Here is a 15,767-nt window from a genome sequence, read left to right on the forward strand (position 1 = left end):
GCCATGACCGAGCCGGTCGATTGGCGGGCCGACGGCGTGCCGCAGAGCGCGCGCTTTGGCGATATCTACCACTCCGAAAGCGGCGCGCTGGCGCAGGCCCGGCATGTGTTTCTGGCCGGCTGCGGCTTGCCTGAGGCCTGGGCCGGGCACCCGCAATGGCGGATTCTCGAAACCGGCTTTGGCCTCGGCCTCTCTTTTCTGACAGCCTGGCAGGCTTGGCGAGCCGATCCTCAGCGCCCGCGCCTGCTGCATTTCGTCTCGGTCGAAGCGCACCCGGTGTCGCGCGACGATCTGCTGCGCGCCGCCGCGGCCTATCCGGAACTTGCCCCGCTGGCCGCCGCACTGGGGGCGCAGTGGTGGGGCCTGTTGCCCGGCTTCCATCGACTGGTCTTCGACGAAGGCCGCGTGCTGCTCACGCTGTGCATCGGCGATGTGCAGGCCATGCTGCGCACGCAGCAGCACTTCGAGGCCGACAGCATCTTTCTGGACGGCTTCAGCCCCGAGCGCAATCCGCAGATGTGGTCGCCCGAGACACTCAAGGCCGTGGCACGTTTTGCGCGGCGCGGCACCCGCATCGCGAGCTGGACCATCGCGCGGACGGTGCGCGACGCGCTGGCGCAGCGCGGCTTCCAGCTCCGCAGGGCGCCCGGCCTGCCGCCCAAGCGCGATTGCCTGCAGGGCGTGTTCGAGCCGGCCTGGCAGATTCGGCGCCGCGCGCCGCTGCCCGCGCCCATCGCGGCGCCGGGGCGCTGCGCGGTGATCGGTGCGGGACTGGCCGGTGCAGCCGTGGCAGCCAGCCTGGCGCGGCGCGGCTGGCAGGTCACGGTGCTGGATGCCGGCGATCGCCCGTCGGCCGGGGCCTCGGGCCTGCCCGTCGGCGTGCTCGCGCCGCATGTGTCACCCGACGACGCGCTGCTGTCGCGCCTGACCCGCGCCGGCGTGCGAGCCACGTGGCAGCAGCTCGAGGCGCTGCTGGCGGAAGGCAGGGATTGGCGGGCCTGCGGCGTCCTCGAACGGCGCGCCGCGGGCCAGGATCGCCTGCCCGCCGACTGGACGGCCGAAGGCCCCAATGAATCGTGGCACGCCTCGGCCGCGCAGATTCGCGAAACCGGACTGCCGGCCGATGCGCCTGCACTCTGGCATGCGCGCGGCGGCTGGGTGCGGCCGGCGCGGCTGGCTCAGGCCTGGCTGGCGCAGCCCGCCATCGAACTCGCCACCGGACGGCGCGTGGCACGCATCGAAGCACCGCAACCCGGGCTCGCCTGCTGGACGCTGCACGACGCCCAAGGCGCCCTGCTGGCCGAAGCCGAACGCGTGGTCATCGCCGCCGGCTTCGAAAGCCGTGCGTTCGCGCCCGCGCTGGCGCTGCAGCCCGTGCGCGGCCAAGTCGCCTGGGGGCGCATGGACGACGGCACGCGGCTGCCTCGCGTGCCGATCAACGGCGACGGCCATCTCATTGCGCATGTACCCGACGCCGATGGCGCGCTCTGGCTCACGGGCGCCACCTTCGACCGCGACAGCAGCGATGCCGCGCCACGCGGCGCCGACACCGAATCGAACCGCGAGCGGCTCGCCAGGCTCCATCCCGATGCTGCGCTGCAGCTCTCGTCGGCGTTCGAGCGCGGCGACGCGAAGGCATGGGCCGGCGTGCGCTGTGCGTCGGGCGACCGCCGGCCGCTGGTCGGCCCACTCGACCCGGCATCGTCGCAGGGCGTGTGGCTCTGCACCGCGATGGGCTCGCGCGGCCTCACATTCGCCGCGCTGTGTGCCGAACTGCTTGCGGCACAGTGGCACGGCGAGCCCTTGCCGCTTTCGGCATCGCAAGCGCGGGCTCTGGATGCGCAGCGTTCCAGCGCTCAGATGTTCGCCAGCGCCAGATAGTCCAACAGCGTCGAGCCGCCCAGCGTGGCGAAAGGCAGCAGCACCGCCTTGACCAGCGGCTGCTGCCAGAACGGGGCGAAGGCGCCCATGCGCAAGCTCTCGATGCGCGACTGCAGCAGTTCGAGCTGCTTGGGTGTGGCCTCGCCGGGCGCGGCCGGCGCCTTGGCGTTCGCCCGCATCAGCGCATCCTTGACCAGGTCGAGCGCATGCCGGCGCGAGGCCTCGGCGGCAAGGCGCAGCGCCAGCGCGCAGCCCAGCGCGACGACCGCCCCGCCGACGGACAGGACGATGGTGCTCACCGGCATGGTCCACCGGTCGAACACCGCGCTCCTCGAGAGCAGCAGCAGCGAAATCACGATGAAGGGGTAGTAGATGAGGTGCGTGACGCTGCGCGTGCGCAGCGCGATGAACTGCAGGTCGACCCAGTTGTCCAGGTGGGCCCGCGGGATGCCGGTCTGCGCCTCGAACAGATCCAGCGTGGCTTCGGGCCAGTTCGCCGCCTGCTCGCGCAGGCCGCGCACGAAGCCGACGCAGAAGGCGGTCGCATCGACGACGAAGAACACCAGGAAGTACATCGCCACCAGCGACGGAATGCGCAGGCCGTCGTGCACCGCGAGGGACAGATCGCCGCGGTACGGCACGGAGCGCTCTTCGTCGAAGGCCAGCACGATCAGGTAGCTCCATGGCAGCGCCGCGGCCACATAGGCCGTGGTGCGCAACAGCCGCGCGCTGAGCCTGTTCTGCGCCACGTAGCGCTTCCAGAAGTCGAGCGCGGGTGCCAACATGCCGTGCGCGGCCTGCTTTGAGCGGCTGGCGGCGGGCACGAAGCGCATCGAGAACACCTGGGCCAGCTTCTGCCACCAGCGCAGCCGCGCCTGGGCCTCGCGCTGCTCGGCAATCAGTTCGCGGCGCGTGCGGCCCAGGTGGAATTCGCGCGTGATCTCGTCGAGGTTGCGCGTGAGCGCGCCCCAGCCCCGGAAGAGCAGGTACAGGCACAGCACCAGATTGAGCACGCGAATGGCTTCCGTCGGCCAGAGACTGATGCCTTCGAACGCAGTCAGCGGCTTGCCTTCGCGCGTGAGCCACTCGGCAAAGGGCTGCCAGTGGGCGGCCAGCCAGAGCGGCAGCTCGAGCTGCAGCAGCACGACAAGCACCGCCAGTGCCGCATAGCGCGCGAGCAGCGCGGAGCCGTCAGGTGCGCGGGCGACGAAGCGCCCCAGGAAGCGCCGTGCGCCGAGGCTGATGAAGAGCGCGGGCGCCCACAGGGCGAGCACGAGAAGGCTCGCGATCAGGACCAGCGTGGCCTCCCGCGGCATCGGATAGCGGGCCGATGCGGGCGGATGGACGTCTTCGCATGCGGTCCAGCCCTCGCCCCGGCACGGATTCGATGTGGCCTTCTGCGGGCCCTCGTTCGCCGGACGACCGTAGAACTCGAAGGCCTCGGTGCGGCCGATCTCGAAGATCCGCGGTGTCTTGAACCACCGGCCAATGGCCGCCTGCGATAACGGCCGCGTGGGATGCCGCGCGTCGTCCATGGCGATCCGTGTCGTCAGGAAGGTGGACACCTGGTAGCTGTCGCGAAACGGCGGTGCGCCGCCTTGCAGCTCGTCCCGGAGGCGCAGGCCGAAGTTGGAGGCGACGATGAGGTTGCGTGTCCAGGCCTGCTCGCGCGGATGCAGGAAGCGCGCATCCAGATCGGTGGTGAAGAAGATGGCGTTCGGAAACTCCGGCTTGAGCGCCTGCAGCACCAGCAGCTTGTCGTGCACATCGTTGCCCAACACGCCGATCGCGCGCAGACCCATGCCGTCGGCACTGGCGGCACGTACGCGTCGGTCCTTCTCGCGCATCTGCACGGCGAGACGGCGCAGGTAGTCGAACTGGCTCTGGCCTTCGGCGCGCTCGATGAAGGTACCGTCCTTGCGACGGGTCGCATCCTTGTCGCCTGGCGCCTGCTTGCCGCCGCTGGCGGAATCCGACGCGCCCTGGCCGCCCGCAGGCAGTTGGCCATCGAGTCCGCGCACATAGTTGAAAGAGTTGATGCAGAAACCGCGCTCGTTCGCCGCGGGCCGGAATTCGCGCCGCAGGCTGCGGCCGTACAAGGTGTCCCACTCGGCCACCACGGCGACATGGCTCGGCGCAGGGTCCGGCTTCTCCCCGTCGCTCGGACGGCAGGCTTTCCGGTAGGCCTCCACCTCTTGCTCCGCCGTCAGCGTCGGGGGCGGATCCGATTCGCCGCGGTCCGGCCCCAGCGCCTCGATCGTGAGCGGCCTCAGGCCGCGCAGCTCCAGTTCATCGATCAGCCTGGTGGCGAGACCTCCGTCGTTGCCGATGGTGCGCACCAGCAGCGCGCCCCTTGACTCGAAGAAGTCGGCAAGGCTCGACTCGGCGTCCGGGAGCAGGACATCGTCGGGCACGGTCGCGTACGGCGAATAGAAGCGCATCGGCGGCGCGGGCACCTTGCCCTTGAGGCTGGCCTTCGCCGCTTCGTCGATCATGGCCTTGAGCCCGTCCGAACCGTTCGGTCCAATGACGCGCCAGCTCGCGCCGGATTCGAGAAAGGGCCGCGCCAGTTCCGCCATCCGCGCGAACGGTGCATTGTCGAAAGCCTCGCTCCGAAGCCACATGACGAGCACGCGCCGAAGATCATCGTTGTTCCCGCGCGCATCCAGTGTGGGTTCGAACCACTCGTAAGGTATGGGCTCCTGCGATCTCGCGTACGGACCGGGACGAACCGGCGGCGGAAAGAAGTAGCCCAGATGTTCGGTATCGACGGGCGAGAGCCGGCTTGCGTTGAGGCCTGCCAGCACCGCATAGCGTCCTCGCCTGCGACTTTCCACGTTCTCCGAGTAGGGTCCGCCCGGCAGCATGACCGCGAGGATCTCCACCGGCTGCCTGGACCGGATCTCCCGGGCCAGGTCGGCGGCGGTGCGCCGCGCGTCGTCCGCCTCCGCCCTTTTCGCGTCGTTCTTCCTGGCCTCCACCCGGCCCTTGGCGACCGCGCCGAAGGGATCCTGCCAGAGCCGCGCGTCGACATCCTGCAGCGAGAAATGCTGCGCGAAGCGCGGTTCGCCGGCCGGCAGACGGGTGGTTTCGAGCGGTGCCTCGCGCACGAACAGCGCACCCGCGAGCAGCAGCATCACCGCGATGAGGCCGTTGCCTGAAAGACCGCCCAGCCCGGACTTGGAATCCTTTTCCATAGGACCCCCTTCGCTGTGCAGTCTAGGGACGCGCTTCGACTTCACAATGTGTCGTTCGGCGGAAAGCGCCCTCCAAACGGACGGTGTCTACCTCATACACGGTAGACAATTCGCCATGCCCATCCGCTACGACATCACCCACACCACGATCTACCGCTACAACCAGCCGGTGAGCTTCGGCCTGCATCGCGTGATGTTCAGGCCGCGCGACAGCCACGACCTGCGCGTGCTGGCCACCGACCTGCAGGTCAGCCCCGAGGCCTACGTGCGCATGATCCAGGACCCGCACTCCAATTCGGTGGCGCTGGTGCAGCCGATGGGCGAGGCGACCGAGTTGCGCATCGTCTGCGCCTTCACCATCGAGCACGTGCCGGCGCCGATGAACGAACTGCCGCTGGAACCGGCCGCCGAGTACCTGCCCTTCGCCTATTCGGTGCAGGAACGGCTCGACCTCGAACACTATCTGCGCCCGCACCACGACGATCCCGAAGGCACGCTGATCCGCTGGGCCCACCAGTTTCTCCACACCGACAAGCCCAACAGCACGCGCGAGGTGCTCACGCGCATGAATGCGCACATCGGCCGGAGCCTGACCTACGCGGCCCGCGACGAGGAAGGCACGCAGACGCCGCTGGAAACGCTGGCGCTGGGCAGCGGCAGCTGCCGCGACTACGCACTGCTCATGATGGAGGCCGCGCGCCGGCTCGGCGTGGCCACGCGCTTCGTCTCGGGCTATATCTACGATGCCGCGCTCGACACCGGCAGCGTCGAGCCGGGCTCATCCGTCTCCGGCGCCGGATCGACGCATGCCTGGCTGCATGCCTACCTGCCCGGCGCCGGCTGGGTCGCTTTCGATCCCACCAACAACCTTCTGATGGGCAGCGGCCAGCTGATCCGCGTCGGCGTGGCGCGCGACCCGTCGCAGGCCGCGCCGATCAGCGGCAGCTGGTATGGCAAGGCGGAAGCCTATGAAGGCCTGGAAGCGACGGTTCAGGTGAAGCGCACCGCGGGCTGAAGTTCGACTTTGGCAGGAGCGTGTCATGACACTGTGTTTTTATACAGATAACATGGAGCGCCCTCCAAGAAAAACCCAAGGCGCCCGGCCATGTCATTCCCTCATCTTCCGAGCCCTGCTCCCCGGCAGGTCCCTCGTCTCTTCCTGATCACGCCGACCTCGCGGCGCCCGCTTTCGAACCCCGCGCCCTCACCGCACACGGACATCCGGCGCCATGCGGCGCGCGTGATCGCGGTCACCGTGCGTCACTGGTGGCCCTGAGCGGCTCCAGCCCGGTCTGCGCCGCTGCCACCACCGCCTTGGTGAGACGGTCGAGCATCGGGATCTTCAGGCGCACGTGATGCCAGTAGAGCGGCACCCGCAGGTCCACGCCTGGCACCAGCTCGACCAGCGAGCCGTCGCGCAGCTGCGCTTCGACCAGGCTCGCCGGGTTCGTGCCCCATCCGATGCCCGCGACGCAGGCCGCCACGAAGGCCTGCGGCGAAGGCAGCCAGTGCCGCGGCGTTTCGACCGGCTTGCCGCAGGCCGCCCGCAGCCATTGCGCCTGCAGCTTGTCCTTGCGGTTGAAAACCAGGCTCGGTGCCGCGGCCAACGCCTGCGCGGTCACGCCGTCCGCGAAGTACTTCTTCTTGAAGGCCGGGCTCGCGGTGGCGAAGTAGCGCATGTGGCCGAGCGGCACGCTGCGGCAGCCCTGGCCGGGCTTGGCGCTGGCGGTCACGGCGGCCAGCACGGCGCCGGTGCGCAGCCACTCGGCCGTGTGCTCCTGGTCGTCGAGGCTCAGGTCGAGCAGCGCCGGCTCGCTCGCGCTGAAGGCCGCGATCGCGGGGACGAACCAGGTGTCCAGGCTGTCGGCGTTGACCGCCACGCGCAAGGTGACGCGCTGATCGCCGGCGTCGAGCGTGCCGAGCGCAGGCATGGCGCGCTGCAGATCGCGCTCGAGCATGCCAACCTGCTCTACATGCCGGCACAGCCAGGCACCCGCCTCGGTCGCCACGCAGGGCGAGCCGCGCACGATCAGCGCAAGGCCCAATCGATCTTCGAGCAGCTTGACGCGTTGCGACACCGCCGACGGCGTCACGTGCAGCGCGCGCGCCGCCCGTTCGAAGCTGCCTTCGCGCACCACCTGCGCAACGGCGGCCAGGGACAGGTAGTCGAGCAATGAAGTATTCCTAATGCAGCCGCAGAAAAGTTAACTGGACTGATTCTGCCGCAGCGCCAATCATCGGCGCATGACCCCCTTCGCCTTCCCTGCATTCGCCACCGGCTTCGGCCTGACCCTGGGCCTGATCGTCGCCATCGGCGCGCAGAACGCCTTCGTGCTGCGCCAGGGCCTGCGGCGCGAGCATGTGTGGCCGGTGATCCTGTTCTGCGCGCTGGCCGACACGGTGCTGGTCGCCGTCGGCGTGGTCGGCATGGGCCAGGTGCTCGACCGCCTGCCGCTCGTGGCGCCGGCGCTCACCGTCGGCGGCGCGCTGTTCCTGCTGGTCTATGCCGCCTTCGCCTGGCGGCGTGCGCTGCGCCCTGCTGCGCTGCATGCGGCCGCGGGCGGTGCGGGCCGGAACTCGCTGCGCCGCGTGATGACGCAGACCGCCGCCTTCACGCTGCTCAATCCGCACGTGTACGTCGACACGCTGCTCCTGGTCGGCGCCGTCGGCGCGCAGCAGGCCGGCCTCGGCAAGGGCGCCTTCGTGGCGGGCACCGCGCTGGCCAGCGCGAGCTGGTTCGCGGGGCTCGGCGCCGGTGCGCGGCTCTTGGCACCGCTGTTCGCGAAGCCGGTGGCCTGGCGCTGGCTCGATGCGCTCGTGGGCCTGGTGATGCTGGTGCTCGGCGTGGTGCTGGCCGGGCAGGCGGTCTCAGCGCTGCGGGGCTGAAGCGGCCCGGGCCTCGAGTTCGGCCACCAGGGCGCGCGCCTCGTCGCCTTCAGGAATCGGCCGGCCGCTGTCGCGCCATGCAACCGCACTCTTGAAGCCCTCGACCTCGGCCTGGCGGCGGAACCACATGCCTTCGGGGTTGTGGCGCGTGATGCCGTCGAACACGGTGGCGAACATCTGGCTCTGCTCCAGCCCCATCGAGAGCCAGACCTGGTTGACCACCAGCTTGTGCATCATCAGGTGCGAGCGCGGCACGCCGGCGATGCGCTCTGCCAGCTTCAGCGTGGCCGCGTCGAGCTCTTCGGCCGGCACCGCGAAGTTGGCGAGGCCCCATTCGGCGGCCTGCGTGCCGTCGATGGTGTCGCCGGTGAACATGAGCTGCTTGGCGCGCAGCGCGCCCAGCCGATAGGTCCACATCGCGGTCGTCGGGCAGCCCCAGACGCGCGTGGGCATGTAGCCGATCTTCGCGTCCTCGGCCATCACCAGCAGGTCGCAGCACAACGCGATGTCGCTGCCGCCGGCCACCGCGTAGCCGTGCACCTTGGCGATGGTGGGCTTGGTGCAGCGCCAGAGCGACATGAAGTCCTCGGTGTTGCCCTTCATCGCGGCGTAGTCGAGCATCGGGTCCCACGGCGTCTTCTCCTGCCTGCAGGGATGGTCGGCCGTGCCGTCCTGTGCCTTGCCCTCGGCGTATTCGCCCAGGTCGTAGCCGGCGCAGAAGGCGCGGCCCGCGCCTTCGACCACGATCACGTGCACCTCGTCCTCGGCTTGCGCCCACTCGACCGCGTGGCGGATGTCCGCCGGCGTGGTGTTGCCGATGGCATTGAGCTTCTCGGGCCGGTTGAGCACGAGGCGCGCGATGCGCGGGTGCTGCGGGTCCTTGTCGATCAGAACGGTGTTGAAGGTGGGCATGGGTGTCTCCTTGTGGATTCGATCCTATGGCGGCGGCCCGCGCGGCGGTAGGCCTTCCGGCGATCCCGCGCATGCGCTACGGCCAACGCCTAAATCCAACGGTGGATGCGCAAGGCCGCCGATCGGCGTCTGATGTCATGACGGCGCAGCAAAGTCGCGGCCCACTCGACGACACATCAATTCAGGGTGACCACCATGTACCAGGGCGAACGCTTCAACGGATACAGCCATCTGCTCGGGCTGATGCTGGCCACGGCCGGCTCCGCCCTGCTGCTGGCCAAGACGATGCCGGTCAACGACCCGGCCAAGACGGCGAGCGCGCTGGTGTTCGCGCTGTCGATGGTGACGCTCTACGCGGCATCGGTCCTGTTCCACAGCACGCGCGGCCGCATGAAGCTGTTCTGGCAACGCGTCGACCACTGTGCGATCTACCTGCTGATCGCCGGCAGCTATACGCCCTTCGCCCTGGTCACGCTGCAGGGCGCCTGGGGCTGGGCGCTGCTGATCGCGGCCTGGAGCGCGGCGCTGTTCGGCATCGCCCGCGAGCTGCGGCCCGGCGACCCGCCTGCGCCCTCGCTGGCACTCTACCTGGGGATGGGCTGGCTTGGCGTGATCGCCGCCGTGCCATTGATCGCGCGGCTCGACAGCACCGGCCTCGCCTGGCTGATGGCCGGCGCCGTGCTGTACTCGGCCGGCACGATCTTCTACCGCAACCCCCTCGGCTGGCGCCATGCGCACGGCACCTGGCATCTGTTCGTGCTGGCCGGCACCGCGAGCCATTACGTCACGGTGGCGCACTTCGTGCTGTAGCAACGCGAGCCGCCTTGCGGGCGGCGGCAGTGCTTCGGGCTTGGGTAACATGCCTCGCCCAGAAGCATTCGCATGAAAAGCCAGAACTTCTCCTTCCACCACCCGATCGCGTTCTGGGCCGGTTGCATCGCCATCATCGGCGGCGTGCTCGCGCACGTGCCGATGTTCATGATGGGCCGGCACACGGGCTACCAGATGGTCGGCATGGAGATGGACGCCACCATGCTGACCGGCATGGCGATGATCCCGCTTGGCGTGCTCTTGGCCATGTACGGCCTGATGCCGCGCATCGCGCAGATGCACAAGAGCCTGCACGGCGACAGCCACCTGCAGTTCCATGTCGCCGACGGCGTGCCGCTGAACGGCGAACACTGGAAGCTGGTGATCGTGCTGGTGATCGCGCTGGCGGTCGACGTGCTGAAGCCGGCCACGCTGGGCTTCGTGATGCCGGGCATGACCACCGAGTACGAGATCAGCAAGCAGACGGCCGGCGTGCTGGCGCTGGTGGCGCTCACGGGCACGACAGTGGGCTCCGTGGTGTGGGGCCGGCTGGCCGACATCTTCGGCCGGCGCGCGGCCATCCTGCTGTCGGCGCTGATGTTCATCGGCACCGCGATCTGCGGCGCGATGCCGGCCTTCGGCTGGAACCTTGCCATGTGCTTCCTGATGGGCGCCTCGGCCGGCGGCCTGCTGCCGATCACCTTCACGCTGATGGCGGAAACCGTGCCCGCCGCGCACCGCGGCTGGCTGCTGGTGGCGCTGGGCGGCGTCGGCACCTCGGCCGGCTATCTGCTCGCGGCCGGCTCGGCCGCGCTGCTGGTGCCGGAATTCAGCTGGCGCGCGCTGTGGCTGCTGGGTTTGCCGACCGGCCTGGTGATCATCTTCCTGGGCCGCTACATCCCGGAATCGCCGCGCTTTCTTTCGAACGCCGGGCTCGACAACGAGGCTCGCGCGGTGCTGGCGCGCTTCGCCGGCACGGGCGCAGCGACGGCAGCGAATGCGCAGGCGGCCGTGGTCGTCGCCGAGCAGGAGCCACCGGCCGGCGGCATCGCGCAGCTGCTGCGCGGCAGCCATGCGCGCATCACCTGGGGCCTGATCGTCTGCGGCGTGGCCTGGGGCCTGGTGAACTTCGGCTTTCTGCTGTGGCTGCCGACCAACCTCGGCAGCATGGGCATGGACGCCACGGCCGCGAGCGCCCTGCTCGCGCGCTCGGCGCTGCTGGCGCTGCCCGGCATCGCGATCGTGATCTGGCTCTACCACCGCTGGAGCAGCATCAAGGCGCTGGTGCTGTTCATCGCACTCACGACCGCGATGCTGCTGGTGTTCTTCGGCCTTGGCCTGGCGCAGGTGCAGTCGACCTTGGCGATGGTGCTCACCACCGCCCTGCTGCTCGTGAGCTCGAGCGGCGTGATCGCGATGCTCATCCCCTATGCCGCCGAGATCTACCCGGTGCACCTGCGCGGCACCGGCTCGGGCGTGATCGCGGCCAGCTCCAAGTTCGGCGGCATCCTGGGCGCGGGCTTCGGCGTGCTGGGCGTGTTCGGCCACTTCACCGCCTCAGCCTTGCTGATTGCGGTGCCGATGGCGGTCGCGGCGCTGATGCTGATCAGGAGCGGCATCGAGACGCGCGGGCGCGGCCTCGAAGACATCCAGGACCTGCTGGATGCCGGGCGCGGGACGGCGTCTTAGACGCTCGATGTACATCTAAAGCAAACATTCCTTAAAAGTGTGAAGTTTTCGCGCCTCGAATCGGGCTGCTGTCTGCGAACCTCGCGACATGACCCATTCGAGTGCCGATCTCGCCCTTCTCGAAAGTGCCCTGGCCGCCGTGGAGCGGCTGCTGCTCGCGGAGGGCAGTCGCGCGAGTCCCGCGCAGTCCAGCCTTCACATCTGTCTCAACTCGGCCGCTGCGCTGCTGGATGCCAGCCGCTCCTTGATGCGAACGCCGCGTGTCGACGCCGCGCCTGACGAACTGGAGCACGAATGGAAGACGCTGATTGAGCTGACGAAATCAGCCAGCCGATCGGTCTATCGTGCGACGCTCATCATGGCAGCGCAGAGGAATCTCGTCGCGGCGCAGCTTCCACAAGCAGCACGCGACGATGCGACTGCGCACTGAGGGCCTTTAGCAATGGCCCTGATCTGCCCCCAATGCAAGACAAAGAATCGATCTGCCGCCAAGTTCTGCATCGAATGCATCGGCACGCTTCCCACTGCGTTCGCCAGCGCTGACGCGCCGCGCGCCAGCGCCGCGAATTCCCTGTTCGGTTTCATGCGGAGAGCCGAGCAGTCGCAGGGGCCTGCTGCCGTTGGCGCGGCCCCTGCAGTTGCCGAGGCAGCGCAAACTTTTTCCAAGGGGATGTGGGTCAGCATTGCTGCCCTCAGCGTCGCGTTGATCGTGGGGGCCGCGGGCTGGCTGGTGGCGGGTGCCGGCGGCTGGTATCTCTACACGGCGGGCAAGGCACAGGTGCATCCCGTTCGCACGGACCCTTCGGCGCAGACCGAACAACGTGCTGCCTCGCCCGCCGCCACGGCCGAAGCGCCTGCCATGGTCACGGAACCACAGACCGAAAAGGTGCAACTCGCGCCAACGAAAGCGCCGGATCCGGTCCGGGCGACAAGCGAGCCGGCACAGGCGAAGTCCGTCAAAGCTCCGCGCAGCGCGGCCGCCACCGCGCCCGGCCAGGCATGCTCGGGCATGAACTTCGTCGTGGCAGCCCGATGCATGGCCGCCCAATGCGAGAAAGCAGAGTTCAGGGCGCACGCACAATGCACCGCGGTGCGCCGGCAGCAACTTCTCGAAGAGCAAAAGAGAAATCCGGCTGCTCCGTAGCCGGCCCTTTGTCGACGGCGGCATCACGGCCACTCAGTGAGCGCCGGGCAAGACGCCGCCGGCCTTCCTAGAATCGACCGGTGTTCGACGCGCGGCAGCCGCCGCCGGCCTTATCCCGAATAAGCAACGCATCGCCCGGCAACCCGCATGGGGACTGGCGAATAAGCTTATCCGCATAAGGCGCGAACCAAAAAATAGTTTGTTTCCATAAGGCGCGCTTTTACATTCCCCGGCTCGCGTTGACGGGCCGTGGACGCACCGCCTTCCAGCAACTGACACACGATGTACCAATACACAGATTTCGACCGCCAGTTCGTGCACCAGCGCGCCGCGCAATTCCGCGACCAGCTGGAGCGCTGGCAGACCGGCAAGCTCTCCGAAGACGAATTCCGGCCGCTTCGGCTGCAGAACGGCTGGTACGTGCAGCGCTACGCGCCGATGCTGCGCGTCGCGGTGCCCTACGGCGAACTCTCCAGCGCCCAGCTGCGCGTGCTGGCCCGCATCGCGCGCGAGTACGACGAGCCCGAAGCCGAGGTCTACAAGACTGCGCTGAAGACACAGGGCAAGCTCGGCACGCACAAGCTGCCCACGCACTACGGCCACTTCACAACGCGCCAGAACGTGCAGTACAACTGGATCCCGCTGGCCAAGTCGGCCGACGTGATGGACCTGCTGGCCTCGGTCGACATGCACGGCATCCAGACCAGCGGCAACTGCATCCGCAACATCACGAGCGACGAGCGTGCCGGCGTCGCGATCGACGAGGTGGCCGATCCGCGGCCCTTCGCGGAGATCATGCGGCAGTGGAGCACGCTGCATCCGGAGTTCGCCTTCCTGCCGCGCAAGTTCAAGATCGCGATCACCGGCGCGGCCGAAGACCGCGCCGCAACCGGCTGGCACGACGTGGGCCTCAAGCTCGTGAAGAACGAGGCCGGCGAGCTCGGCTTCCGCGTGCAGGTGGGCGGCGGCATGGGCCGCACGCCGATCATCGGCACCGTGCTGCGCGAGTTCCTGCCGTGGAACCAGATCATGAACTACCTCGAGGCCGTGGTGCGGGTCTACAACCGCTACGGCCGGCGCGACAACATCTACAAGGCGCGCATCAAGATCCTCGTGAAGGCCGAAGGCCAGCGCTACATCGACGATGTCGAGGCCGAGTACAAGCAGATCCTCGAGCACGACGGCGCGCCGCACACCATCACGCAGGCCGAGTACGACCGCGTGGCCGCCTCCTTCGTGCCGCCCACGCTCGCGACCCGCGTGTTCCAGAGCGCCGAAGAGACCGATGCCGAGCTGTGCGCGCAGGCGGCCGACGACGTGATGTTCGCGCGCTGGCTGCAGCGCAACGTGGCGCCGCACCAGAACCCGGCCCTGCGCGCGGTCACGCTCTCGTTCAAGCGCATCGGGCAGGCGCCCGGCGACGCCTCGGCCGACCAGCTCGATACCGCCGCACGGCTGGCCGACCGCTTCAGCGCCGGCGAGGCGCGCGTCACGCACGACCAGAACCTGCTCCTGCCCTGGGTCCATGCCGAAGACCTGCACGCGCTGTGGCTCAGTGCCCGCGAGGCCGGCTTCGCCAGCGCCAACGTGCACCTCTTGACCGACATGATCGCCTGCCCCGGCGGCGACTTCTGCGCGCTGGCCAACGCACGCTCGATCCCGATCGCCGAGGCCATCACCGAGCGCTACCAGGATCTCGACGAGCTCGACGACCTGGGCGAGATCGACCTGCACATCAGCGGCTGCATCAACTCCTGCGGCCACCACCACAGCGGCCACATCGGCATCCTCGGCGTCGACAAGGACGGCAAGGAGTGGTACCAGGTCACCTTGGGCGGCTCCGACGGTTCGGCGCTGTCGGGCGCGGCGCAGCCCGGCAAGGTGGTTGGCCCCTCGTTCTCGGCGGCCGAAGTGCCGGACGTGATCGAGGCCGTGCTCAACACCTACCGCGATACGCGCCTTGTGATCGATGGACGCGGCGAGAGCTTCATCGACGCGCTGCGCCGCGTCGGCATCGAGCCTTTCAAGGCCGCGGCCAACGGTGCGCGCTTCAAGGTGGAGGAGGCGGCATGAACAAGACGCTGCGCATCCTTTCAGCGGAAGAACACGTGGACGACGGCGAGCCGAACGTGCTGCAACTGCCCAACGACGCCGACCCGCTGGCCATCGAGGTCTGCCTCGACGACGTCGACCGCATCGACCTGAACTTCCCGAAGTTCACCGATGGCCGCGCCTACAGCCAGGCCTTCCTGCTGCGTCGCCGCCTCGGCTTCAAGGGCGACATCCGCGCCACCGGCGACGTGCTGATCGACCAGCTGGTGCAGATGGAACGCACCGGTTTCTCCAGCGCCGTGCTCAGGGAAGGCGTCGACGCCTCCGCCGCGCAGCGCCAGTTCGACCGCTTCTCCGCCTTCTACCAAGGCGACGCGGTGCAGACCACGCCTCTTTTCAAGCGCGAAACGGCCTGAACGCCATGAACGCCATGAACGCCATCTCGCTCTACGCCAAGCCCTCCGCCGATTTCGAGACCAAGCTCGCCGAAAGCGTGGCGCTGCTGCGCGGTGCGGCGCAGGAGTTCGCGCCGATCACGCAGGCCTCCAGCCTGGGCGCCGAGGACATGGTGGTGACCGACCTGCTGCACCGCTTTCAGGTGCAGTCCGGCATCTTCGTGCTCGAAACGGGCAAGCTGCATGCCGAGACGCTCGAACTGCTCGAACGCCTGCAGACCCACTACGGCCGCGAGGTCGAGATCTATCGCCCCGTCGCGGAAGCGGCGGCCGCTTTCGTGGCCGAGAACGGCGAGGAAGCGATGTACCGCAGCCTGGAGCTGCGCAAGTCCTGCTGCCATATCCGCAAGATGGAGCCGCTGGAGCGCGCGCTCGCGGGCAAGCGCGGCTGGATCACGGGCCTGCGGCGCGAGCAGTCCGGCGCGCGGGCCGAGGTCGAGCTCATCGAAGAGCAGGCGGAGCGCGTCAAGATCAATCCGCTGGCGAACTGGACCTGGGGCGACGTCTGGCACTACATCGCCACACACCAGGTGCCCTACAACCCGCTGCACGACCAGTTCTATCCCAGCATCGGCTGCGCGCCATGCACCCGCGCCGTGACCCTGGGCGAAGACTTCCGCTCGGGCCGCTGGTGGTGGGAGCAGGAAAGCGCCAAGGAATGCGGCCTGCATGTCGACGGCGCCGTGTCGTCGGTCATTCCGATTCGCGCCATTGCCTGAACCTCATTTTCTGATCTCCGAA

General features: G+C 68.7%; 13 protein-coding genes. 10 read left to right on the forward strand and 3 right to left on the reverse strand.

All coding sequences use genetic code 11. The features are described from left to right. The first annotated feature begins 3 nt into the window (after positions 1-3). Complete coding sequence (gene mnmC / locus ACSQ86_RS14980) at positions 4-1,881, forward strand: FAD-dependent 5-carboxymethylaminomethyl-2-thiouridine(34) oxidoreductase MnmC (protein WP_436304175.1); 1,878 nt, start codon at positions 4-6, stop codon at positions 1,879-1,881. Here the strand turns inward: mnmC and ACSQ86_RS14985 are convergent. Further along, positions 1,857-5,078, reverse strand: a complete 3,222-nt coding sequence (locus ACSQ86_RS14985; RefSeq protein WP_436309032.1) for a hypothetical protein — start codon at positions 5,076-5,078, stop codon at positions 1,857-1,859. The two genes, mnmC and ACSQ86_RS14985, sit on opposite strands and share 25 nt — an antisense overlap. Before the next feature lie 115 nt (positions 5,079-5,193). On the opposite strand from ACSQ86_RS14985, the gene ACSQ86_RS14990 reads away from it, so the two are divergent. Continuing rightward, complete coding sequence (locus ACSQ86_RS14990; protein WP_093108781.1) at positions 5,194-6,093, forward strand: transglutaminase family protein; 900 nt, start codon at positions 5,194-5,196, stop codon at positions 6,091-6,093. Positions 6,094-6,328: 235 nt separating this feature from the next. Here the strand turns inward: ACSQ86_RS14990 and ACSQ86_RS14995 are convergent, their stop codons facing one another. Then, entirely contained in the window at positions 6,329-7,252 is a 924-nt protein-coding gene (locus tag ACSQ86_RS14995) for a LysR family transcriptional regulator ArgP (protein ID WP_436309033.1), read from the reverse strand. A gap of 70 nt (positions 7,253-7,322) precedes the next feature. On the opposite strand from ACSQ86_RS14995, the gene ACSQ86_RS15000 reads away from it, so the two are divergent. Continuing rightward, positions 7,323-7,964, forward strand: coding sequence for a LysE/ArgO family amino acid transporter (locus ACSQ86_RS15000; protein ID WP_093108783.1), 642 nt, complete (start codon positions 7,323-7,325; stop codon positions 7,962-7,964). Here ACSQ86_RS15000 and ACSQ86_RS15005 read toward each other — a convergent pair. Continuing rightward, entirely contained in the window at positions 7,947-8,876 is a 930-nt protein-coding gene (locus ACSQ86_RS15005) for a crotonase/enoyl-CoA hydratase family protein (RefSeq protein ID WP_436309034.1), read from the reverse strand. The genes ACSQ86_RS15000 and ACSQ86_RS15005 overlap by 18 nt on opposite strands. A 195-nt stretch (positions 8,877-9,071) precedes the next feature. On the opposite strand from ACSQ86_RS15005, the gene trhA reads away from it, so the two are divergent. From trhA to ACSQ86_RS15040, 7 genes are all read left to right on the forward strand, one after another. Next, a complete protein-coding gene (gene trhA / locus ACSQ86_RS15010; RefSeq protein WP_436310268.1) occupies positions 9,072-9,686 on the forward strand; it encodes a PAQR family membrane homeostasis protein TrhA in 615 nt (204 codons plus the stop codon). Between the two features lie 72 nt (positions 9,687-9,758). After that, positions 9,759-11,375 carry an MFS transporter gene (locus ACSQ86_RS15015; RefSeq protein WP_436309035.1) on the forward strand — a complete coding sequence of 539 codons (1,617 nt, stop codon included), beginning with the start codon at positions 9,759-9,761 and terminating at the stop codon, positions 11,373-11,375. Between the two features lie 88 nt (positions 11,376-11,463). Beyond that, positions 11,464-11,805, forward strand: coding sequence for a hypothetical protein (locus ACSQ86_RS15020; protein ID WP_093108787.1), 342 nt, complete (start codon positions 11,464-11,466; stop codon positions 11,803-11,805). 12 nt (positions 11,806-11,817) lie between these two features. After that, the gene (locus ACSQ86_RS15025; RefSeq protein WP_436304180.1) at positions 11,818-12,519 is read left to right on the forward strand and encodes a hypothetical protein; all 702 of its coding nucleotides are present in this window, start codon (positions 11,818-11,820) and stop codon (positions 12,517-12,519) included. Positions 12,520-12,801: 282 nt separating this feature from the next. Next, positions 12,802-14,592: a nitrite/sulfite reductase gene (locus ACSQ86_RS15030; RefSeq protein ID WP_436304181.1), complete on the forward strand. Its 1,791-nt coding sequence runs from the start codon at positions 12,802-12,804 to the stop codon at positions 14,590-14,592. Beyond that, the gene (locus ACSQ86_RS15035; RefSeq protein ID WP_436304182.1) at positions 14,589-14,987 is read left to right on the forward strand and encodes a DUF934 domain-containing protein; all 399 of its coding nucleotides are present in this window, start codon (positions 14,589-14,591) and stop codon (positions 14,985-14,987) included. The genes ACSQ86_RS15030 and ACSQ86_RS15035 overlap by 4 nt, the downstream gene beginning before the upstream one ends. 14 nt (positions 14,988-15,001) lie before the next feature. Continuing rightward, on the forward strand, positions 15,002-15,745 hold the full coding sequence (locus tag ACSQ86_RS15040) for a phosphoadenylyl-sulfate reductase (RefSeq protein WP_436296208.1): 744 nt from the start codon (positions 15,002-15,004) through the stop codon (positions 15,743-15,745). Positions 15,746-15,767: the final 22 nt, after the last annotated feature.

The sequence above is a fragment of the Variovorax sp. LjRoot130 genome (genome assembly GCF_964253755.1).
Classification (GTDB): domain Bacteria; phylum Pseudomonadota; class Gammaproteobacteria; order Burkholderiales; family Burkholderiaceae_C; genus Variovorax.

What these genes read in the sequence shown, in the direction of transcription:
- trhA (WP_436310268.1), top strand. Translation starts at nt 9,072, where the DNA reads ATGTACCAGGGCGAACGCTTCAACGGATACAGCCATCTGCTCGGGCTG.
- ACSQ86_RS14985 (WP_436309032.1), bottom strand. Translation starts at nt 5,078, where the DNA reads ATGGAAAAGGATTCCAAGTCCGGGCTGGGCGGTCTTTCAGGCAACGGC.
- mnmC (WP_436304175.1), top strand. Translation starts at nt 4, where the DNA reads ATGACCGAGCCGGTCGATTGGCGGGCCGACGGCGTGCCGCAGAGCGCG.
- ACSQ86_RS15020 (WP_093108787.1), top strand. Translation starts at nt 11,464, where the DNA reads ATGACCCATTCGAGTGCCGATCTCGCCCTTCTCGAAAGTGCCCTGGCC.
- ACSQ86_RS15015 (WP_436309035.1), top strand. Translation starts at nt 9,759, where the DNA reads ATGAAAAGCCAGAACTTCTCCTTCCACCACCCGATCGCGTTCTGGGCC.
- ACSQ86_RS15025 (WP_436304180.1), top strand. Translation starts at nt 11,818, where the DNA reads ATGGCCCTGATCTGCCCCCAATGCAAGACAAAGAATCGATCTGCCGCC.
- ACSQ86_RS15030 (WP_436304181.1), top strand. Translation starts at nt 12,802, where the DNA reads ATGTACCAATACACAGATTTCGACCGCCAGTTCGTGCACCAGCGCGCC.
- ACSQ86_RS15000 (WP_093108783.1), top strand. Translation starts at nt 7,323, where the DNA reads ATGACCCCCTTCGCCTTCCCTGCATTCGCCACCGGCTTCGGCCTGACC.
- ACSQ86_RS15035 (WP_436304182.1), top strand. Translation starts at nt 14,589, where the DNA reads ATGAACAAGACGCTGCGCATCCTTTCAGCGGAAGAACACGTGGACGAC.
- ACSQ86_RS14990 (WP_093108781.1), top strand. Translation starts at nt 5,194, where the DNA reads ATGCCCATCCGCTACGACATCACCCACACCACGATCTACCGCTACAAC.
- ACSQ86_RS15005 (WP_436309034.1), bottom strand. Translation starts at nt 8,876, where the DNA reads ATGCCCACCTTCAACACCGTTCTGATCGACAAGGACCCGCAGCACCCG.
- ACSQ86_RS15040 (WP_436296208.1), top strand. Translation starts at nt 15,002, where the DNA reads ATGAACGCCATCTCGCTCTACGCCAAGCCCTCCGCCGATTTCGAGACC.